The 22,602-nt window shown below is 34.1% G+C and carries 18 protein-coding genes and 1 tRNA gene; 7 read left to right on the top strand and 12 right to left on the bottom strand.

All coding sequences use genetic code 11. The annotated features are described in order from the left end of the window. Position 1: 1 nt before the first annotated feature. Positions 2-562, bottom strand: coding sequence for a hypothetical protein (locus tag ACHRVX_RS08430; protein ID WP_395331173.1), 561 nt, complete (start codon positions 560-562; stop codon positions 2-4). 245 nt (positions 563-807) lie between these two features. Between ACHRVX_RS08430 and ACHRVX_RS08425 the strand changes: the two genes are divergently transcribed. Then, positions 808-1,731 carry a PfkB family carbohydrate kinase gene (locus tag ACHRVX_RS08425; protein ID WP_395331171.1) on the top strand — a complete coding sequence of 308 codons (924 nt, stop codon included), beginning with the start codon at positions 808-810 and terminating at the stop codon, positions 1,729-1,731. Between the two features lie 81 nt (positions 1,732-1,812). Continuing rightward, positions 1,813-3,711 carry an amidophosphoribosyltransferase gene (locus tag ACHRVX_RS08420; protein ID WP_395331169.1) on the top strand — a complete coding sequence of 633 codons (1,899 nt, stop codon included), beginning with the start codon at positions 1,813-1,815 and terminating at the stop codon, positions 3,709-3,711. Positions 3,712-4,272: 561 nt separating this feature from the next. Here the strand turns inward: ACHRVX_RS08420 and ACHRVX_RS08415 are convergent. From ACHRVX_RS08415 to ACHRVX_RS08400, 4 genes are all read right to left on the bottom strand, one after another. After that, complete coding sequence (locus ACHRVX_RS08415) at positions 4,273-4,884, bottom strand: superoxide dismutase (RefSeq protein ID WP_395331167.1); 612 nt, start codon at positions 4,882-4,884, stop codon at positions 4,273-4,275. A gap of 138 nt (positions 4,885-5,022) precedes the next feature. Next, on the bottom strand, positions 5,023-5,697 hold the full coding sequence (pth, locus tag ACHRVX_RS08410) for an aminoacyl-tRNA hydrolase (RefSeq protein WP_395331165.1): 675 nt from the start codon (positions 5,695-5,697) through the stop codon (positions 5,023-5,025). 584 nt (positions 5,698-6,281) lie between these two features. After that, complete coding sequence (locus ACHRVX_RS08405) at positions 6,282-6,893, bottom strand: 50S ribosomal protein L25/general stress protein Ctc (RefSeq protein ID WP_395331162.1); 612 nt, start codon at positions 6,891-6,893, stop codon at positions 6,282-6,284. A gap of 136 nt (positions 6,894-7,029) precedes the next feature. Then, on the bottom strand, positions 7,030-7,971 hold the full coding sequence (locus ACHRVX_RS08400; RefSeq protein ID WP_213295997.1) for a ribose-phosphate pyrophosphokinase: 942 nt from the start codon (positions 7,969-7,971) through the stop codon (positions 7,030-7,032). Between the two features lie 301 nt (positions 7,972-8,272). Here ACHRVX_RS08400 and ACHRVX_RS08395 point away from each other — a divergent pair. Further along, positions 8,273-8,352 (top strand) — tRNA-Leu (locus ACHRVX_RS08395). 130 nt (positions 8,353-8,482) lie between these two features. On the opposite strand, the gene ACHRVX_RS08390 is transcribed toward ACHRVX_RS08395, so the two are convergent. From ACHRVX_RS08390 to ACHRVX_RS08365, 6 genes are all read right to left on the bottom strand, one after another. Then, complete coding sequence (locus tag ACHRVX_RS08390) at positions 8,483-8,944, bottom strand: OsmC family protein (protein WP_395331160.1); 462 nt, start codon at positions 8,942-8,944, stop codon at positions 8,483-8,485. Positions 8,945-9,276: 332 nt separating this feature from the next. Next, entirely contained in the window at positions 9,277-10,461 is a 1,185-nt protein-coding gene (locus ACHRVX_RS08385) for an aldose epimerase family protein (protein ID WP_395331157.1), read from the bottom strand. 136 nt (positions 10,462-10,597) lie between these two features. Beyond that, positions 10,598-12,106 carry an L-arabinose isomerase gene (gene araA / locus ACHRVX_RS08380; RefSeq protein ID WP_395331155.1) on the bottom strand — a complete coding sequence of 503 codons (1,509 nt, stop codon included), beginning with the start codon at positions 12,104-12,106 and terminating at the stop codon, positions 10,598-10,600. A gap of 160 nt (positions 12,107-12,266) precedes the next feature. Beyond that, a complete protein-coding gene (locus ACHRVX_RS08375; protein ID WP_395331153.1) occupies positions 12,267-12,968 on the bottom strand; it encodes an L-ribulose-5-phosphate 4-epimerase in 702 nt (233 codons plus the stop codon). Further along, a complete protein-coding gene (locus ACHRVX_RS08370) occupies positions 12,952-14,643 on the bottom strand; it encodes a ribulokinase (RefSeq protein WP_395331150.1) in 1,692 nt (563 codons plus the stop codon). Before ACHRVX_RS08370 ends, ACHRVX_RS08375 begins: the two co-directional genes overlap by 17 nt. A gap of 318 nt (positions 14,644-14,961) precedes the next feature. Next, positions 14,962-16,509 (bottom strand): alpha-N-arabinofuranosidase, encoded by a 1,548-nt coding sequence (locus ACHRVX_RS08365; protein WP_395331148.1) that lies wholly within the window; start codon positions 16,507-16,509, stop codon positions 14,962-14,964. 619 nt (positions 16,510-17,128) lie between these two features. On the opposite strand from ACHRVX_RS08365, the gene ACHRVX_RS08360 reads away from it, so the two are divergent. Further along, complete coding sequence (locus tag ACHRVX_RS08360; protein ID WP_213296024.1) at positions 17,129-17,818, top strand: NUDIX domain-containing protein; 690 nt, start codon at positions 17,129-17,131, stop codon at positions 17,816-17,818. 335 nt (positions 17,819-18,153) lie between these two features. Here ACHRVX_RS08360 and ACHRVX_RS08355 read toward each other — a convergent pair whose 3' ends face one another. Next, positions 18,154-19,152, bottom strand: a complete 999-nt coding sequence (locus ACHRVX_RS08355; protein WP_395331145.1) for a GntR family transcriptional regulator — start codon at positions 19,150-19,152, stop codon at positions 18,154-18,156. A gap of 91 nt (positions 19,153-19,243) precedes the next feature. On the opposite strand from ACHRVX_RS08355, the gene ACHRVX_RS08350 reads away from it, so the two are divergent. The 3 genes from ACHRVX_RS08350 to ACHRVX_RS08340 are packed head-to-tail and all read left to right on the top strand — an operon-like array spanning position 19,244 to position 22,585. Continuing rightward, complete coding sequence (locus ACHRVX_RS08350) at positions 19,244-20,299, top strand: aldose epimerase family protein (RefSeq protein WP_395331143.1); 1,056 nt, start codon at positions 19,244-19,246, stop codon at positions 20,297-20,299. A gap of 54 nt (positions 20,300-20,353) precedes the next feature. Continuing rightward, positions 20,354-21,514, top strand: a complete 1,161-nt coding sequence (gene galK / locus ACHRVX_RS08345; protein WP_395331628.1) for a galactokinase — start codon at positions 20,354-20,356, stop codon at positions 21,512-21,514. A gap of 15 nt (positions 21,515-21,529) precedes the next feature. Beyond that, positions 21,530-22,585: a UDP-glucose--hexose-1-phosphate uridylyltransferase gene (locus ACHRVX_RS08340; protein ID WP_395331140.1), complete on the top strand. Its 1,056-nt coding sequence runs from the start codon at positions 21,530-21,532 to the stop codon at positions 22,583-22,585. Positions 22,586-22,602 lie beyond the last annotated feature (17 nt).

The raw sequence follows: 22,602 nt of genomic DNA, 5'->3' as shown, positions 1-22,602 counted from the left end.
ATTATTTGAAAGAATCCTCTCTTTTCCAAATATAATATATGTCATGATAATCATCAAAACCAACATCATATTTATTTTTATACAAAAGATATTTTATTGTCCGGAATTCATTTTTTTGAATAATAGATCTATTGAGTTTAAGTTTTTCTTTTCCAATATTACCTTCTGAATACTTTTTTAGAAATCTATTAAATCCTAAACTGACACATTCCTTCTGTATTTTTTGATCTAATTTAAAAGAATATTTGTCATCTAAATTTTCATCTAAAAGATAATCTTGATTCAAGACAGCATTTAAAAACTTTTCAAATGAAATAAATTTTTCAACATAATTCTTTTTATAATAAGAGAATAAATCATGATTGTTTGTTTTATAAATTTCTTTGCCTCTTTTCTTAACATATAAATCAAAACTTAAATAGTGAGATGGCAATAAACCTAATTTTGGATCTTCGTGCATATATGCCAATTTCTCAATCATTTCTTCAGAAAAATTAGGTTCTTTTCTTTCGCAAGAAATCAAAAAACAAAACAGCATTAATAAGATTATATTTTTCTTCATGAATGAAATTTGATATTTAAACAAATCTAACTAAAATCTTCAACGCTTTTTTCGAAAATAATTATTGTATTTTAAATCGAAAAAACATATTTTAAGCACTCAGATGAATCAAATTTAATTCATTCATTTACAATAGTTTTAGCCCCGCAAACGATATTGTTTTTTTATGAAAATTTTGAGAACCTAAACCGTTGCAATATTGTAACTTATGAAGTATCTTTGCACCCTAATTCGAAATTCATAAAATGAATAAATTATTGATTGTTGGAACGGTTGCTTTCGACGCTATCGAAACTCCTTTCGGAAAAACAGATAAAATATTAGGTGGTGCTGCAACTTACATTGGTTTATCAGCTTCATTTTTTAACCTACAATCGGCCATTGTTTCTGTAGTTGGCGACGATTTTCCACAAGAACATTTAGATCTTTTAACTTCAAAAAATATTGATATCTCTGGTATCGAAATTGTAAAAGGCGGAAAAACCTTTTTTTGGAGCGGTTTATACCACAACGATCTAAACTCAAGAGATACTCTTGTAACTGAACTTAACGTTTTGGCTGACTTTCAACCAAAAGTTCCTCAAAACTTTAAAGATGCTGATGTTGTGATGTTAGGAAACTTACATCCGTTAGTACAAAGTAGTGTTTTAGACCAAATGGAGAAAAAACCAAAATTAGTAGTTTTAGATACTATGAACTTTTGGATGGATTGCGCTCTTCCGGAATTACTTGACGTAATTAAACGTGTAGATGTAATTACAATCAATGACGAAGAAGCAAGACAACTTTCAGGAGAATATTCATTAGTAAAAGCGGCAAACAAAATCCAGGAATTGGGACCAAAATATGTGGTGATCAAAAAAGGAGAACACGGAGCACTTTTATTCCATAACAGAGAAGTATTCTTTGCACCGGCATTACCACTAGAAGATGTGTTTGATCCAACAGGAGCCGGAGACACTTTTGCAGGTGGTTTTTCAGGATTCATTGCACAAAGCGAAAACATCTCATTTGGCAATATGAAAAATGCCATAATTTATGGATCTAATTTAGCTTCATTTTGTGTGGAGAAATTTGGAACCGAAAGGATGGAAACATTAAGCAAAGCAGAAGTAGCGATTCGATTACAACAATTTAAGTCGTTAACTCAGTTTGACATAGAAATATAATGCCTTGAAGCCTCGATAACACGGGGCTTTTTTATTACGTTATTACGCACAACTTACAACAACAACACAAATACAAAAACAATGAGCGACGCTTTAAAACACGAATGTGGTATAGCCTTAGTTAGACTTCTTAAACCGCTTGAATATTACAAAGAAAAATACGGAACTGCTTTTTACGGGATACAAAAAATGTATCTAATGATGGAGAAGCAACATAACCGTGGACAAGACGGAGCAGGTTTTGCCAGTATCAAATTAGATGTTGAACCAGGCGAACGTTATATCAGCCGGGTTCGTTCGAATCATGCACAGCCTATCCAGGACGTTTTTAAACAAATCAATGAGCGTATCAACGAAGAGTTAACTTCGCATCCTGAATATGCAGATGATGTTGCCAAACAAAAAGCAAACATACCTTATATAGGAGAATTATTTTTAGGTCACGTTCGTTACGGAACTTTTGGGAAAAACAGCATTGAAAGTGTTCACCCATTTTTACGTCAGAGTAACTGGATGCACCGTAACTTAATTTTGGCCGGGAACTTTAATATGACGAATGTTAAAGAACTTTTCGAAAATTTAGTAGAACTGGGACAACATCCAAAAGAAATGGCGGATACTGTTACCGTTATGGAAAAAATAGGTCACTTTCTTGACAAAGAAGTGATGCAGCTTTATCAGGATTGCAAAACAGAAGGATATTCTAAAAGAGAAGCTTCTCCTGTAATTGCAGAAAGATTAGATATTGCAAAAATATTAGCCCGTTCTGCTAAAAATTTAGATGGAGGTTACGCAATGGCCGGATTATTAGGTCATGGTGATGCTTTTGTTTTTAGGGATCCTGCAGGAATTCGTCCAGCTTACTTTTATCAGGATGACGAAGTTGTAGTTGTAGCCTCTGAAAGACCCGTTATTCAAACTGTTTTTAATGTGCCTTTTGAAAGCGTACAGGAAATTGAGCCAGGAAATGCTTTGATTATCAAGAAAAGCGGAAAAGTTTCTATGGAACAAATCCTTGAACCAACTGTAAAAAAAGCATGTTCTTTTGAAAGAATCTACTTTTCAAGAGGAAGTGATGCTGAAATATATCAGGAACGTAAAAACTTAGGAAAATTAATTTTGCCTGCCGTTCTTGAATCAATTGACAGTGATACAGATAATACTGTTTTTTCTTATATCCCGAATACTGCCGAAACTTCATTTTATGGTCTGGTTGAAGCTGCTCAGGATTTTTTAAACCAAAGAAAAAACAATTATATTTTAAATAATAGAGATACCCTTACTGCTGAAACTTTACAGGAATTATTGGCTGTAAAAATCCGTACAGAAAAAGTCGCTATTAAAGATGCTAAACTTAGAACCTTTATTACCGAGGACAGCAGCCGTGATGATTTAGTGGCGCACGTTTACGACGTAACTTACGGAGTAATCAAACCAACTGACAACTTAGTTATTATTGACGATAGTATTGTTCGTGGTACAACACTTAAAATGAGTATCATAAAAATGATGGATCGTTTAAATCCTAAACGTATCGTAATTGTTTCATCGGCTCCACAAATTCGTTATCCTGATTGTTACGGAATTGACATGGCAAAACTAGAAGGTCTTGTAGCTTTTAGAGCAGCTTTGGCTTTATTAAAAGAAAGAAACCTTTATCACATTGTTGATGAAGTTTATGCAAAATGTAAAGCACAGGAAAACTATATTGACAGTGATGTTGTGAATTATGTTACTGCTATTTATGATCAGTTTACTCCTGAAGAAGTTTCGGCTAAAATTGCCGAAATGTTAAGTTCTCCTGAAATCAATGCCGAAGTAAAAATCATTTTCCAGAAAGTAGAAGATTTGCATATTGCATGTCCTAAAAATCTTGGTGATTGGTATTTTACAGGAGATTATCCTACACCAGGAGGAAATCGTGTTGTAAATAGAGCTTTTATGAATTTTTATGAAGGAAAAGACGCCAGAGCGTATTAATAAAATACTAACAAAAGGTTAATTTGTGCATTTCATCGGTTTTTTTTGCCGTTCATCCTATATGTTTGGTAGAATTGAAATGCTGCAATACTTTTGGAAAACCATAACATTAGTAGGTTAAGTTTATGGTAGATTTGGGGCAAAAAGGGTGGAAGCAATTCCACCTTTTTTATTGGAATAAAGTCAACTATTTCTAAAGTAGGATTTTAAGCACTTAATCGGATATATTTACCATTCATCTAGAAAGTTTTTTTCATATAAATAGCTACCATATATTTACTGAACCATAACATTAGTAGGTTAAGTTTATGGTAGATTTGGGGCAAAAAAGGTGGAAGAGATTCCGCCTTTTTTATTTATGTTTATGAGAAAGAAAAACAGAGTAAAGAGTATAGAAGAAAGAGTATAGAAGAAAGAGTATAGAAGAAAGAGTATAGAAGAAAGAGTATAGAAGAAAGACTATAGAATACTTGTCGATTAAAAAGATAAAACATAAAAAAAGACGGATAGCAATTAAGCCATCCGTCTTTTTTCTTTAATCTTTATTCTATTATCTCAAGACTATTTGTCTAAAGCATATCTTCTTGCAACTTCTGTCCAGTTAATTACGCTGAAGAAAGCTTCAATATAATCTGGTCTTCTGTTTTGGTAGTTTAAATAGTAAGCATGTTCCCAAACATCCATTCCTAAGATTGGAGTTCCACCGTTACCAGCAACTTCCGGCATTAGTGGATTATCTTGATTTGGAGTTCCTACAACTTCTAGTTTACCACCTTTTTGTACTGTTAACCAAGCCCATCCTGAACCAAATTGAGTTGCTCCGGCTTTAGCAAATTTTGCTTTAAACTCTTCGAAAGTTCCAAAAGAATCTTCAATAGCAGCTAATAAATCACCTGTTGGTAATCCGCCACCGTCTGGAGACATAACTGTCCAGAATAAATTGTGGTTGTAAAAACCTCCACCATTGTTACGAACTGCTGCGTTTTTTTTATCTAAGTTAATTAAGATATTCTCGATTGTTTTGCCTTCTAAATCCGTTCCTGCAATTGCAGCATTAAGATTTGTTGTATATGCATTATGATGTTTTGTATGATGGATTTCCATTGTACGAGCATCAATATGTGGTTCTAATGCATCATATGCATAAGGTAATTGTGGTAATTCAAAAGCCATGATATTATGATTTTATGATTTATAATAATTTATACCAAATTTAGACATTTAACTTTGGAATAGAAAATACTATTTCGTTATAATTCGATTTAATTAACTGATAATTTGATTTTTTCAGCGTTAAATACTTGTAAATCTTTATTTTCCGTTAAAAGTTGTCATCGTGTTTTCTAGTCCGGCTGTTCCAAAAGATTTAATAATTTCCGAAGATACTTCTAAACGTTCCGGTAATTTTGCTTTTTCTTCTTCGTCCCAATCTCCTAAAACATAATCTATTTGCTGCCCTTTTTTGAACTGATCGCTAATACCAAATCTGAAACGGGTATATGCCTGCGTGTTCAAAATGAGATTGATATTTTTTAATCCGTTATGACCTCCGTCACTGCCTTTTGGTTTGATACGGATGGTTCCGAAAGACAGGTTTAAATCGTCTGTAATAACCAGAATGTTTTCTAAAGGTATGTTTTCCTTGTCCATCCAGTATTTTACAGCCTTACCGCTTAAATTCATATAAGTATTTGGCTTAAGCAGTAAAAACGTTCTTCCTTTGAATTTATATTCGGCTAAAGCCCCAAGTTTTACAGTTTCGAATGAAAGACTTTCTTTTTTAGCTAAAAAATCGAGGACTTTAAATCCTATATTGTGTCTTGTATTTACGTATTCGGCCCCTATATTACCAAGTCCTACGATTAAATATTTTTTACTCACGCTTTTTATATTGTTTTTTGGGTGTTCGTGAACCTCCGGTTTCATATTATCTGTCTTCTCTTCTTTTTGTGTTGATGAAAACAGTTTCGTTATCCATTTTATCATGATACAAAAATAAACTTAATTAGGGAATGTGCCAATGGGTTGATTAGATAATTAGGAAATGTAGCAATGAGATAATTATTCTTGGTGCGAAGAAAAAGGGTTTCACGCAGATTTAGCAGATTTGGGCAGATTTTTTATTTTCATTTTTGCCAGACTGAGCGGAGTCGAAGTCCACACAAAGTATTTCACTTAGATTGTCGAGCCACTTACGGGACTTCGACTCCGCTCAGTCTGACATACTACGGAATTTTCCTTTGTCCCTTTGCAACTTTGCTTCTTTGAACCTTTTTAAAATTATAAAAACTAATTCTCTGGCTAGCCCTGACAGAAGCGGTATCCTTTTTCTTGCTTCTTTAGCAAGGAAAAGATATAGCGGATGGCAGGAACGTTCGGTCTTGAAGAAACTGAAAATTTCTGCTTCAGAGAAAACAAACACAAAACATCAAAAGGGGCTTCGACTCCGCTCAGCCTGACACTGGATATTTTCTGAGTAGAAATCTTAGAACCTCAGCATCTTAGAATCTTAAAGCAAAAAAAAAGCACCAATCTTTCGATTGATGCTTTTGTATTGAATTTGAAAAAAATTATTTTTTCTTTCCTTTTGCAGGAGCTTTTGCAGCTTTCGCAGCTTCCTGAGCAGCTTTCATAGCAGCACGAGAAATTCTTACCTGAGCAACAACTGTGTTCTCCGGGTGCATAACTTTGTAGTCTGGTGTACCAACTTTAGTAACGTATAATTTGTTACCCATTTCAAGTGGAGTAATATCAGCTTCAACAAAATCAGGAAGATTTTTAGGTAAAGCTTTTACTTTTAATTTACGAGTGTTTAAACGTAAAACACCACCTGCAAGAACACCTTTTGATGTACCTACAACTTTTACAGGAACTTCCATAGTGATTTCTTTGTCATCAAATAATTGAAAGAAGTCAATGTGTAAAATTTTATCAGATACCGGGTGAACCTGAATGTCTTGTAAAATTGCGTTGAATGATTTTCCTTTTCCAAGCTCAATCACAACTGTGTGTGCGTTTGGAGTGTAAACCAAGGTTTTGAACGCTGCAGCGTCTGCTGAGAAGTGTACTGCTTGATTTCCTCCGTATAACACGCAAGGAACCGCTCCAGCATTACGTAAGGCTTTAGTTGCCACTTTTCCCACGCTTTCTCTTTCTGATCCTTTAATTGTAATCGATTTCATTGTAAAAAAATATAGTTATTAATAAATATTCTATTTGCTATAAGCTTTAAGCACTAGGCTTTAAGCTTTCTTCGTAATAAATTTATCGACATTTTTTAATGCTTAAAGCTTACAGCCTATAGCATATTGCCATTTATTACATTATAAATTTTCCACTAATGGAATTGTTGTGGTGTACCATGTGCATTACTTCTGCAAAAAGAGGCGCACAACTCACTACTCTGATTTTCTTTGATTCTTTCTTTAACGGAATAGAATCGGTAACTATTAACTCGCTTAATTTTGAGTTTTCGATTTTTTCGTATGCGTCACCTGATAAAATGGCGTGTGTACAAATTGCTCTAACGCTTAATGCTCCTTTTTCGATCATTAAATCTGCTGCTTTAGCAAGTGTTCCACCAGTATCGATCATGTCGTCTACTAATATTACGTTACGCCCTTTTACTTCACCAATTAGCTCCATAGTGTCGATAACGTTGGCTGCTTTTCTTTGTTTGTAACAGATTACTACATCTGATTCCAGGAACTTAGAATAAGCATATGCTCTTTTTGAACCTCCCATATCCGGAGATGCAATTGTTAGATTATCTAAATTTAAACTTTTTACGTATGGTAAAAAGATTGTAGATGCAAATAAATGATCTACAGGTTTTTCGAAAAACCCCTGAATTTGGTCTGCGTGCAAATCCATTGTCATTACTCTTGTCGCTCCTGCAGCATCTAATAGATTAGCTACTAATTTCGCTCCAATCGGAACTCTTGGTTTATCTTTTCTGTCTTGTCTTGCCCAACCAAAATAAGGCATAACAGCTGTAATGTGTCTGGCTGATGCGCGTTTTGCTGCATCAATCATTAATAACAATTCCATCAAATTATCAGCAGTTGGAAAAGTTGAACAAACGATAAAAACGCGTAAACCTCTTATTGATTCTTCGTAAGATGGCTGAAATTCTCCATCACTATACGTTGACATCGTTACTCTTCCTAACGGAATTCCGTATTGCTCTGCAATTTTTTCTGCAAGATAAACACTTTGTGAACAAGCAAAAATTTTAGCTTCTGGTTCTAGGTGCGACATTATAATTTGTTGTTTTTGCTCCGCTGCGCTCTGCACGATTCGGCTTTACAATTTTAAGTAAAGCAAGACCAGTATAAATGCCTCGGGTGTAGTTAGTTGTGTGTGCGTCGTTTTAACGAGGTGCAAATTTAGAAAATTTATTGGACACTGAAAGGAAAAATTTAAGTATTTTTAGTAGAACATTTAATTTTATTTTTTACATTTGCACCGTGTTAAAGGAATAAGCACAGTTATGGTAACATAATTACTTATTCTATTGCGTTAAAATAATTGATTTATTAGTTATTTTTTCGTCTGCTAAGCCCGGATGGCGGAATTGGTAGACGCGCTGGTCTCAAACACCTGTGGGAAACCGTGCCGGTTCGACTCCGGCTCCGGGTACAAAAACCTCTTCGAAAGAAGAGGTTTTTTTGGTTTTAACCCATTTTATAACCATATAAGCTATATAACTTCATTGAATGTAGCTGTTGTGTTAACTCAACCTTATATTTACTTATATAGCTTATATGGTTTAAACCTCACAATTTGCCTCATGAAAAACAGGAAAATTGCAAGAGTTCGCAATAAAACACAATTGATTTGCTTTTGTATGAAGTTCTAAAGCCAATTCAATTTGATCCGGATGTGATATTTTTACTTTAGGACATAATCGAACTTCAACAAAACGTCCGCTTCCATCTGGACTTACTTCCAGTGTGGCTTCCGCATTGTCTGAATATTCCAGAACTTCTATTCCGTTTTGAGAGCATACGTATAAATAGGACATCATGTGGCAAGAGACCAAACTGCTTAACAATAAATCTTCGGGATTGTATAATTCCGGATCGCCTTTAAAAGCTTTTGCTGCAGAAACATTTAAAACTGGTTTTCCTTCAATTTTAATTTGATGACTTTTGTTGTAAAATCGCTTCCTTGAATCTTCTTGAATTTGATTAGATTTCCAATTTAATACTGCTTTGAATAGATGTTTCATTATCGTTTTTTTACTATCGCTAAGTTATGATTTTTAAAGATGCCGATGAATTAATCTCGCAATCCCGATAGCTAACAGGAGCGAAGACGCAAAGTTTTTACCCAATCTTGTCAATTACGAAGGAGAAATATTCGCAAGTAACTCCGCAACGAAAATCCAATCTTTGTAGAGCTTCTCGTGGAGATTTCTCCTTCGTCGAAATGACAAAAATGAGGTAGTCAATTCGTGAAAATTAGAGAAATTCGTTGCGAAAAATTCTCCATAAAAAAAACCTCGAAAGCATAACTTCCGAGGTTTCTTAGAGAATTGAACTAGTAAAACAAATCCTAAAACTATTTCTTCACTGAGAATTTAAAAGTAGTTTTAGTTTTATAATTTTCTCCCGGGTTTAAAACCGTTGTCGGGAAGTTTTTCTGGTTTGGAGAATCAGGATAATGTTCTGTTTCTAAACAAAGTCCGGTTCTGTGTGCATATTTTTTGCCGTCACGTGTTGGTAAAGTTCCGTCAAGGAAATTTCCGGAATAAAACTGAATTCCGGGTTCATCTGTTGTCATTTCAAGAACTCGTCCGCTTGCAGCGTGGTATACTTTTGCGATGATTGTTTTTCCTTTTTCAGTATTATTCAATACCCAACAATGATCGTAACCTTTTCCTCTTTCTATTTGCTCATTTTTAACTTCAATGGCTGCCCCAATTAGTTTTGGAGTTCTGAAATCGAAAGGCGTATTGGCAACATCTTCTAGTTTTCCTGTCGGAATTAAAGTCGCATCAACCGGAACTAATTTATCTGCATTTAAAGTCAATTCGTGATCTAAGATTGTTTTTGTGAAATCTCCTGATAAATTGAAATAGGAATGCTGCGTTAAATTCACAACCGTTTTCTTATCTGTTTTTGCTTCATAAAGAACTTCTAACTGATTATCATTTGTTAATGTATAAGTTACAAAAACCTGAAGATTTCCTGGATAACCTTCTTCTAAATCTTTACTTAAATAAGATAATTTTAAAGAAGCAGCATTTCCTGATTTAACCTCATCAGCTTTCCAAACAACGTTGAAAAAACCTTGTGGACCTCCGTGCAAAGCATTTGGCGCATTATTGATGGCTAATGAATATTCTTTTTCGTCCAAAGTAAATTTTCCTTTCGCAATTCGGTTACCGTATCTTCCTATTAAAGCTCCAAAGAATGGATTTTCTTTTTCATATTGTGCCAAAGAAGTAAATCCGATTACTACATTTTCAGAAACACCTTCTTTATTCGGAACTTTCAAATCTGTAATTCTTCCACCAAAAGTGATGATATCAACTTCCATCCCATTTTGGTTTTTCAATTTATAACTGTCTACTTTTTCTCCTTTTGCCGTTGTTCCGTATTCTGATTTTTCAATTGTAACTGCATTTTTTTTATCCGAAGAAACAATTTCTGTATCAGCTTTTTTATCGCTTTTACATTGAACCGAAACTGCTGCCAAACTCAATAAAGTAATTCCGAAAACGCAACGTTTTAATACATTCATAAATGATAATTTTGTGGTTATTGTGAGATGTTAGATGTAAAATATAAGATGTGAAATTTAATCATTTAAAAATGTAAAAAAAATCATCTGCTTAGGTTTTTCACATTTTACAACTCACAAATTACATTTTACAACACTAAAGTCCATGTTGAAACAAATGATAATACGCTTCGTTGGCGTTAATTTTATCCTTGAAATCTCTAATTGTTGTTTTTTCGTCGATAACCAATAATTCGATTCCGGCGATATCGGCAAAATCTTCCATATATTCTGTTGTAATTGACTGGCTGTAAACCGTGTGATGCGCTCCTCCGGCAAGAATCCACGCCGTTGCAGCGATATCAAGATTTGGTTTACAATCCCACAAAACTCTTGCAACCGGTAATTTTGGTAATTCTGCCATTGGTTTAATTGCTTCCACTTCGTTTACAATCAATCGGAAACGATTTCCCATATCAACCAAAGAAACGTTGATTGCATCTCCCGCAGGTGAATTAAAGACCAAACGAGCAGGATCTTCTTTTCCTCCAATTCCTAAAGGATGTACTTCGCAAGAAGGCTTTCCATCAGCAATAGACGGACAAATTTCTAACATATGCGATCCTAAAACGTATGATTTTTGAGGTGTAAAGTGGTAGGTATAATCTTCCATGAAAGAAGTTCCGCCTTCAAGCCCCACATTCATTACTTTTAAGGCACGAACCATTGCAGCCGTTTTCCAGTCTCCTTCTCCACCAAAACCATAACCATCGGCCATTAATCTTTGTGTTGCAATTCCTGGTAATTGTTTCCAAACTCCCAAATTTTCAAACGTATCGGTAAAAGCTCCAAAACCTCCTTCTTCAAGAAAAGCTCTTAAACCTAATTCAATTTTTGCCGCTTCCGCTAAAGAACTTCTTTGCGCTCCGCCTTCTTTTAAAGCATCGGTTAAAGTATAAGAATTCTCATAAACGGCTAATAAATCATTCAATTCCTTATCCGTAACTTTCTCAATATATTTGGTTACATCTGAAGAATCAAATCCGTTAACCGACATTCCGAAACGAATTTGAGCTTCTACTTTATCCCCTTCCGTAACGGCAACTTCACGCATATTGTCTCCGATACGGGCTACTTTTAAGTTTTGAAGTTCATCCCAACCCAAAGCAACTCTTGTCCAGATGCCTAATTTTTTCTGAACTCTTTCGTCTTCCCAGTGTCCAACAACCACTTTACGTTTTTTGCGCATTCTGGACATGATAAAACCAAACTCACGGTCTCCGTGAGCAGATTGATTTAAGTTCATGAAATCCATGTCGATAGTTCCCCACGGAATTTCAGCATTGTATTGTGTGTGTAAATGACATAATGGTTTTTTCAGAATACTCAAGCCGCCAATCCACATTTTGGCTGGCGAAAAAGTATGCATCCATGCAATAATTCCGATACAATTTTTAGTATTGTTTGCCGCTAAACAAACATCTAAAATTTGTGATGGCGATTTTACCACATCTTTATAAACCACTTTCACCGGAATTTGAGACGAAGCTCCTAGTCCTTTTGCAATTATCTGCGAATGTTCCGCTACTTTTCTTAGTGTTTCTTCACCGTATAATTCCTGGCTTCCTACTACAAACCATACTTCTTTTTGAGAGATATCTATCATTTCTTTATTTGTTGTTTCAAGTTTCAGGTTTCAAGTTTGTTGGAATCTGAAAATCTTGAATTTGTTATTTTATTGTTTTGTTTCTGTTTGTTTCAAGTTTCAGGCTTCACGTTCCAATAACTTGAAACAAAAAAAAACCTGAAACCTGAAACAAACTTTTCTACTGTCCGTAATACGAATCTTTTCCGTGTTTGCGGTTGTAATGTTTCTTTATTAGGGAATCTTTTAATCTTGGTGCGTTTGGGTTAATTTGTAAAGTCAGGTACGCCATTTCGGCTACGACTTCTAAAACCTTGCTGTTGTAAACTGCTTTTGCTGCATTTTTTCCCCAAGCAAATGGACCGTGATTTCCAATTAAAACCATTTCTACTTCTTCATAAGAAAGATTTTTTTCTTTGAAACAGTCCAAAATCTGAATTCCGGTATTGTGTTCGTAGTTTCCTTCAATCAGCGCATCTGCCATTGGCGGCGCGCACGGAATATCAGCTGTTAAATGATCAGCATGTGTTGTTCCAAAAATCGGAATATCGCGTTGCGATTGTGCCCAGGCAACCGAATAAGTTGCGTGTGTATGTGCAACTCCACCAATATTTGGCCAGTTTTTATATAAATAAGCGTGTGTTTTTGTGTCTGATGACGGACGCATCGAACCTTCAATAATATTGTTATCAAAATCAACAATTACAATATCTTCCGGTTTTAAATCTTCGTACGGAACGCCGCTTGGTTTAATGGCAAAAACACCGTTTTTTCTGTCCACCGCGCTCACGTTTCCAAATGTATACACCACCAGATTCAATGCATTTAATTGCATATTGGCTTCGTAACATTCCTGTTTTAAATCTTTATAAAGAGAACTCATCTTTTGATTTTTTTATAGTTGGATCTTCGTAAGCACTTAATTGATCATAAGCAATCAGCAATTTGTTGTACGCTGCAACTTGATCTAATTGAGGAAAATATTCTCCGTCGAAATCACTTCCTATTTTTTGGCTTGCTTCAATTACATTCGGATAAATTCCGGCTGCAACGGCTGCGTAAATTGCTGCTCCCAAAGCCGGAGTTTGGTCTGAAGCTGCGATTTTGATTGGTTTATTTAAAACATTTGCCAAAGTCTGCATGATAAAAGGAGATTTTCTTGCAACGCCACCAATCCCGATAACGCTGTCGATTTTTACACCTTCTTCTTCAAAACGATCCACTATTTTTTTCGCTCCAAAACAGATTGCGTTTACCAAAGCTTTAAAAATATGCGGCGCTTTTGTTCCTAATGATAAATTTGAAATCGCGCTTTTTAATTCCTGGTTTGCATCCGGAGTTCTGCGTCCGTTAATCCAGTCCAGCGCCATTGGAAGACTTTCCGAAACCGAAATTTTCTCGGCTTCTTTTGTCAATTCTACAATTAATTTATCGCTGAATTCTTCTCTTAATTGTTCTTTTTGTTCTTCATTTAAAACAGTTGAAGCCGTTAATAAATGATCTGTTGGCCAAAGCAATAATTCTTTGTACCAAGCCAATAAATCTCCAAAAGCAGATTGTCCGGCTTCAAGACCAATAAATCCCGGAATTACAGATCCGTCAACTTGTCCGCAAATTCCACGAACCGTTTTTGTTCCTATTTCTTCTTTTGAGCCTATCACAATATCGCAGGTTGAAGTTCCCATAACGCGAACTAAAGTGTTTTCTCCAATTTTTGCTCCAACAGCTCCGGAATGCGCATCAAAGGTTCCTACGGCTACAACTGTATCTGTAGAAAGTCCTAAACGATCAGCCCATTCTTTGCTTAAATTTCCGGCAACTAAATCAGATGTATAGGTTTCATCATATAAATTGCCGCGAAGTTGTGCCAAATACGGATGTAATTTTTCTAAGAATTCAACCGGAGGCAAACCGTTCCAGTCTGCGTGCCACATCGCTTTGTGACCCGCGGCGCAGCGGCTTCTTTTAAAGGTTTTTAAATCTTTATCTTCAATTAATAAATAGGTCATTAAATCGCAATGCTCCATCCAGGTGTGCGCTGCATTTTGAACCGCTTCATCTTCTCTCGCAATGTGCAGGATTTTTGCCCAAAACCATTCTGATGAATAAATTCCGCCTACATATTTGGTTACGTTTTCTCCGCCCCAGCTTACTGCTAATTCATTGATTTCGTTTGCTTCATTTATCGCTGTGTGGTCTTTCCATAAAACCATCATCGCATTCGGATTTTCCTCAAAACCTTTTGTCAAAGCCAGTGGAATTCCTTCTTTTGTAACCGGAACAGGCGAAGATCCTGTTGTATCAATACAAATTCCTCGTACTAATTTTGGATCAACTTTGCTTTCTTTTATAACCGTTTGAATCGTTATTTCTAAACCTTCGATATGATCTAAAGGATGTTGACGAAACTGATTTATGGATGCGTCACAATATTGTTTGTTTTTCCATCTTTTATAGTGAGAAACATTTGATGCCAGTTCTTGCCCATTTTCAGTATCAATTAGCATCGCCCGGACAGAATCTGTTCCATAGTCCAATCCTATAACGTAATTTTTCATTCGAAAGTCATTTTAAAATAATGACAAATATAAATATAATTAATTCATAAGTGTATAAAAAACACTTAACAAAAATTATCATTTTAATTTTTACAGATAATGCATAAAAACAGCACTTTAGCATTAAAACAGAAATCAAACGTTGATTTTACATTTATTATCTTGCGATTATTTCATGATTATCTTCAAAACTCTAAAAGCCAATCTTATATAATCACTTTCATCACTACTTTATTTTACATTCAATTCACGCTATTTTGAATAGATTTTGATTTAAATCAATTCTTAAAAGGTATTATTAATACAGAATATCGCTTTCTATTTTCCTTCTAAAACAACTACTGAAAAAGGAGGAATTGTAATTTCCAGTTTCCCTTTTTTATTTTCAAACGCTTTAAAAATTATCGGCACAATTTTATTTGGAGTATCAAATGAATTATAATCCTGAAGTTTTGAAGCGGTTAAAATAGTAGCGGTAAAGTTTTTAACGCCCAGATCATTTACATCAATCTCTATTTTATTTTTATTTTTTGAATCGATATTTACTAATGAAATATGAACCAGTCCGCTTTTATCTTTAGAAGCAGAAGCTGAAACAGCCGGAAGTGTTTCTCCTTTAAAAGTATATAACGGTGGCTGAAAATTTAAAGGCAATAATGTCGCGTCCTGATGCACATTATACATTTTCATGACATGGTAGGTTGGCGTAGTAATCATTTTTGCTTTATCAGTTAAAATAACGGCTTGCAAAACATTGACACATTGTGCTAAATTTGCCATACGAACCCTATCAGCATGATTATTAAAAATGTTTAGCGTTGCTCCTGCCAAAACCGCATCTCTCATTGTATTTTGCTGGTATAAAAACCCGGGATTTGTTCCTTTTTCAACATCATACCAAGCACCCCATTCGTCAACCATTATGGCTACTTTTTTCTCAGGATCGTTTTTGTCCATCACAGCACTATGTTTGGTAACGAGTTCTTCCATTTTCAGGGCTTCTTTCATGGTTTTAAAATATTGATCCTCGGTATAATCAACAGCATCGCCTTTTTTAGCCCAATCTATTACAGCATAATGATGCACCCCAACTCCTCCTAACATATTTAACGGAATATTTTTCATCAGGACTTCCGTCCAATTATAATCAGCGCTATTTGATCCGGAAGCAATTCTGGTAAAACCGCCCGTATTTTCCCAATCCGACATAAATGTGGCAAATTTGCGGTATTCACCTGCATAATATTCTGCCGTCATATTTCCTCCGCATCCCCAGGCTTCATTTCCAATTCCCCAAAATTTAACTTTCCACGGCTCAGTTCTGCCATTCTTTTTGCGTAAATCACTCATCGGACTTCTTCCGCTAAAATTGGTATATTGAACCCAATCAGCCAATTCCTGAACGGTGCCGCTTCCCACATTTCCTGACAAATACGGTTCCGCCCCCAACAATTCGCACATATTCAAAAAATCATGCGTGCCAAAGCTGTTATCTTCTGTTACGCCACCCCACCATTTGTTTACAATAGTTGGTCTTTGTTCCTGAGGTCCAATTCCGTCTTTCCAGTGATAGGTATCAGCAAAGCAACCGCCAGGCCATCTTAAATTGGGAATTTTTAACTCTTTTAAAGCTTTAATAATATCATTTCTAACGCCTTTTGTGTTGGGAATTTTGGAGGTATCGCCCACAAAAAAACCTCCGTAAACAGATCGTCCTAAGTGCTCGGCAAAATGTCCGTAAATGTTTTTATTGATTATTGGCGCATCTGCTTTATGTTGTATACTAATAACGGTTGTCTGGTTTTGAGCAAAACTCAACTGAGTAGAAATCGCAAAAAGAAGTGTAACAAAAAGTGCTTTTTTCATAATATTGGTTTGGTTTTAATATCAGACAGAAGCTCAGAAATCTGGTTTTGATATTGGGTTGTGTTAATTCAAAAAAAAATTAATCCTTATATAATGGATTAAATGTCGGTTTTCAGTTAAGCAAATAAAAGAGCATCTCAGAACAATTTCTTCTAATACTAATAACATACAAGCTTTATTATCACGTTTTAAAGCTTATCCAATAAACAAATATAAAAATAATAAGTGTTGAACGAACATTTGTAAAATTAATATGCTAAAGAAAGTGAATGAATAAATTAAGAAGTGAAAAAAGAATATTTCGCAAATTAGAATACAGAACAAATAATAAAAAACACTTTTTATTTTACTAAATATTTTTTTGATAATGATGGCAAATGGTTAAAATGACAATTTGACACAACATGTTTTAAACTAATATAAATATTTAAAAAAGTTAAAAATGAGAGGTTTAATAGTGATTTTGACATTAAAAAACTATTACTTTTGTCACTTGAATTGAAATCACAACTATCAATATAACCATTCAAAAAAAGTTACATTTTTTAAGTGTAAAAACCACATTAATAATTGTGATACGAATTAAGAAGTTTATATATTTACAGCTAAAATATTGAGTATGCTAAACAGTTATAGCTCTGCAGATAAAGTTTTATTGGCAGTTGATTGTATCATTTTTGGATTTGACCATGAGGGGTTGAAAATACTTTTAATCAAAAGAGACTTTGAGCCTGAAAAAGGAAAATGGTCTTTGATTGGAGGTTTTTTAAAAAGAGATGAAGTATTAGACAATGCTGCAATTAGAATTTTAAATACTTACACGGGTTTAAACGACATTTATATGGAGCAGTTATATGCTTACAGTGAAATTGATCGTGATCCTGTCGAAAGAACTATTTCGGTTTCCTATTACGCTTTAATTAATATCGAAAATCATAATGCAGAGTTGATTAAAAATTATCACGCGCAATGGTTTAGTATTGCCGAAGCTCCTCATTTAATTTTTGACCATAACGAAATGGTACAAAATGCTATTAAAAGATTACGCTACAGAACTTCGATTAAACCAATTGGTTTTGAATTATTGCCGGAAAAATTTACTATGCGTCAATTGCTGGAATTATATGAAGCAATTTTGAGTAAGGAATTAGACAAACGAAACTTTATCAGCAAAATTAACTCCTTAGAAATTTTAAATAAATTAGAGGAAAAAGACATGCAGTCTTCCAGAAAAGGATCTTATCTCTACACGTTTAATAAAGAGAAATACGAAGAAAAATTATTGAACGATTTTGTGTTGAATTTATAAAATTTCGCCCACAGATTGAACGGATTAAAACTGATTTGCACAGATATTATTGAAAAACTTATAAATTTCAAGTGCTGATTTAGCAAATTGTACCAATACAAGAATTGAAAATCTCTCAAATCATCGAGAAAAAATAACCCTGAAAGCCACAAACTCTCAGGGTTTTTTCTTCAATAAAAACTACTATTAAAAAACTAACTAATTATTTAACTCAGAATTCTTGTTATTTTCACTTAAAACCAAAATAAGTGTAAATTTTACATTTGCAAATGTAAATAAAATAATTTTACAAAAACAAAAAATCAGGTATAATTAATTCTGCCTGAAGATTTAGATTAAAGAGAATTTCGAATCGTTAAGGATGATTTGTTTTCTATTTGTTCTTTCCTTCCTTTGATGACCATATCTGCTAAAATTTTACCCATAGTTTCAAAATGAGTAGAAATAGTTGTGATGCCATTTGCTACAATTTTTTTTAATGGCGTTTCATTGTATGATATTATTCCAAAGTCAATTCCTAATTTCAGGTTTTGATCCCGGGCTTTTTCAATCACACGAACCAAATCACGATCATTAGGGATGATATATAAATCTCGTGAAGTAATTTCCCTGTCTGTAAATTCGGTTATGATTTCATGTTCAAAATTATAATTGGTACAAAAATTTTCAAATCCAATTTTCATTCCGAGTGGTTCCCGAAATCCCGGAAAAATCAAAATCAGTTTTTTATATTTTCCTAATTTAGATTTCCCTTTTAGTAACCCTTCAAAAATATCTTTTTCATGATTTTGATAAATTGCAGGATATAATTTCAGGTCAGGATTAGTCTGATCCAGTATGATAACTTCGCTTACTGGTAGGGTTTTTATAAATTTAACTACATCGTTTAAGTTGGTTGGCATAATGATGTATTTTGTATAATTCCCGTTACTGTCGTTTATTAGCTTTTGAAAAACGGGAACATTAAAATGATGGAAAAAAATATCCACCTGAACATTTTTTCCAATGTTTTTTAAAAACGAATTATAGATGTCTTCTTTAAAACTGTTTAATTCGTCAAATAATAAAAAAATCTTTTGTTTTATAGTGGTTTCAACGCTTTTAACGTAATATCCTTTGCCCGGAATGGCATAAATAATTCCTCTTTTTTTGAGTTCATCATATCCTAATAAAACCGTATCCCGCGATAATGAAAACGCCAGACAAACTTTATTGACAGACGGAAGCCTATCGCCTTTTACCAATTTTTCTTCCTCGATTGCTTTTTCTATTGAAAGAATAATCTGCTTATATTTTGGTAATCCAATATTGTTTTGAATGGAAATAATATTCATAAAAAATAGATTTTAGGGCAATATACAAAAAACTGGTAGGTACTGGTATGCATAGTTAAAGAATGTTTCTATTTTTGGATTTCACTTTTGTATGGAAATAAAACATATATCGCATTTTCAAAACGAATCTACTCCTAAATCATTTGGTATAATGCCGGATAATGAAGAAATTCTTTCTTTTGAATTATCAAATAAAAATGGGATGAAAGTTCAAATCATTAATTATGGTGCAACTGTAACTTCACTAAAAATTCCGGTTTTAAATGGTGATATTGTTGATGTGGTTTTAGGCTTTGATACATTAGAATCTTATATCGCTTCTTATAATTTGCCAAGTCCTCCTTATTTTGGAACAACTGTAGGTCGTTATGCAGGACGAATAAATAAAGGAACTTTTACATTAAACGAAAAAACATACCGTTTAAACACCAATAATAACGGAAACACTTTGCATGGCGGAAATGTTGGTTTTGGAAAAAAAGCCTGGAACGTTATCAATTTGACTTCCGGCGAAAATCCATCGATAACTTTAAGTCTTTCGAGCGAAGATCTGGACGAAAATTTTCCCGGGACTTTACACGTAGATTTGACTTATAAGCTAACCGAAGACAATGAATTGAAGCTTGAATACAAAGCTACAACTACAGAAGATACGATTATCAATTTAACGCATCATAGTTATTTTAATCTGGACGGTCATGATGCAAGTGTTCTGGATCAGACTATGTTTATTGCTGCCGAAAAAATAGTAGAAACAAATGAAGAGAATATCCCAACCGGAAATTTTACGAATCTTTCTAATCATGATTTTGACTTTAGAACAGTAAAAAAATGTCCTGCATCAATTGATAATTCATTTGTAATTGAACCAACAAATAATGTTGTGGCGAAATTATTGAGTTCAAAAAATAATTTGCAAATGAGCGTTTACACAAATCAGCCAAGCGTTCATGTATATGTAGGCGGAAATTGTTTTGATATTTTAAAAGGAAAAGAAAACACCAATTATCATCCGTCAAGCGGAATTTGTTTTGAAACTCAAAATTTCCCTGATGCGCCTAATCACGAAGATTTTCCAAATTCGGTTTTGAAAAAAGGAGACGAATATCATCAAAAAACGGTTTATAAATTTGAGAATATAAACTAAATTTTATTGGATAAAATTTCTGAATCACAAGATATTACCATTGAATTAAATATAATGAATGACATTTTAATACAGAATACGACTGCTTTTTTTGAAAAATCATTTGGATCAGTTCCTCAAAAAGTGGTTCTTTCTCCGGGAAGAATCAACATTATTGGTGAACATATTGATTATAATGACGGTTATGTTTTACCGGCGGCAATTGACAAGGTTATTTGTTTTGCTTTCGAAAAAAATAATTCTGAAAAATCAAAAATAATCGCAATCGATTTAAACGAAGAGTTTGAAATTGATTTGTATAAAGAAGTCGAATTAAATGAAATTGTCTGGACAAATTATATTCGGGGCGTTATCAAACAATTGCAGGATAACGGTTTTTTGTTTGAAGGTTTCAATTGTGTTTTTAGCAGTAATATTCCGGTTGGTTCGGGATTATCCTCTTCGGCGGCTTTAGAATGTGGAATGATTTTCGGGATAAAGGAACTTTTTGATCTAAAAATTGAAAAGGTGGACATTGCCTTATTAGGACAAAAAGCAGAACATTGGGTTGGAATTAATTGCGGAATTATGGATCAGTTTTCTAGCGTTCACGGTCTTGAAAACAAAGTAATAAAACTGGATTGTAATACGCTGGATTATGAATATCATAATGCCGATTTTAAAGATTATTCGCTGATTTTATTTGACAGTAATGTAAAACATTCGCTTTTTACATCTGAATATAATACCCGTAGAATTGAATGCGAACAAGGTTTAGCCATTATTAAGAATAATTTTCCTGAAGTAAAAAGTTTTCGCGATTGTACCGAAGAACAACTTTTGAGCATTCAGGATAAAATAAATAAGACTGTTTTTAAAAGAGTTCACTTTGTAGTGAAAGAAATTAATCGCGTAATTAAGGCTTGTGAGGCTCTTGATAATGGAAATATAAAACTTTTAGGACAATTGCTTTTTGAAACACATTATGGGTTATCACATGAGTATGAAGTGAGTTGCGAGGAGCTGGATATGCTGGTAGATACCGCAAAATCTGACGATGCAATTGTTGGCTCACGATTAATGGGAGGTGGTTTTGGTGGATGTACAATCAATTTGATTAAAAAAGGTCATGAAAATGAGGTAAAGCGTAAGTTTTCGAATCTTTATTTAGATACATTTGGGATTGAATTAAAATTCTATGATGTAAAAATCGCAAACGGAACAACACTACTTTAATACCAAAAAATTAAAATGAAAAATTTTGACATTAACGAAGACCCTCACAGACGTTTTAATCCCTTACTTAATGAGTGGATTTTAGTATCACCTCATCGTGCAAAACGCCCGTGGCAAGGACAAAACGAAACAGTTACAGCTGAAACATTACCAAAACACGACCCAACTTGTTATTTATGTCCGGGAAATGTTAGGGCAAACGGGGAAAACAACCCCAACTACGAAGACAGTTTTGTGTTTGAAAATGATTTTGCTGCAATGAAGCAGGACGAAATTATTTTTGAAGAAGATATTAAACATACTTTTTTTAAGGCAAAACCGGAACAGGGAATTTCAAGAGTAGTTTGCTTTTCTCCAAGACACGATCTTACTTTACCGGAAATGGAAATCGACGGAATTGAAAATATAATCAAAACCTGGCAAAAAGAATACACGGATTTAGGAAATATAAAATACATCAATCACGTTCAGATTTTTGAAAATAAAGGAAGCGTGATGGGTTGCAGTAATCCGCATCCGCATGGGCAAATATGGGCGCAATCATCCTTGCCAACTCAGGTAGAGAAAACACAAAACAGCCTGAAATCTTATTTTGATAAAAATCAAAGAACACTTCTTCAGGATTATCTTCAGGCCGAATTAAAAACCGGAGAACGTGTTGTAATCGAAAACGATCATTTTGTGGCGTTAGTTCCGTTTTGGGCAATCTGGCCTTACGAAACCATGATTATCAGTAAAAGAGCGCTGAATAAAATCACTGATTTTACTGCTGAAGAAACGAATGCTTTTGCTGTAATTTTAAAGCAATTAACAATTAAGTACGACAATTTATTTAGTACTTCTTTTCCTTATTCATCAGGAATTCATCAAGCGCCAACAGATGGTTTAGAACATCCTGAATGGCATTTTCACATGCATTTTTATCCGCCATTATTGCGTTCAGCAACCGTTAAAAAATTCATGGTTGGATATGAAATGTTAGGCGAATCCCAGCGTGATATTACTGCTGAAAGAAGTGCCGAAACTTTAAGACAACAATCAGATATTCATTATAAACTGAAGAAAAAATAATACAATAAAAAACACCT

It is taken from the genome of Flavobacterium sp. FlaQc-47 (assembly GCF_044006475.1).
Taxonomy (GTDB): domain Bacteria; phylum Bacteroidota; class Bacteroidia; order Flavobacteriales; family Flavobacteriaceae; genus Flavobacterium.
Note: the sequence above shows the minus strand (reverse complement) of the source record. Positions and strands in the feature narration are given on the sequence as shown.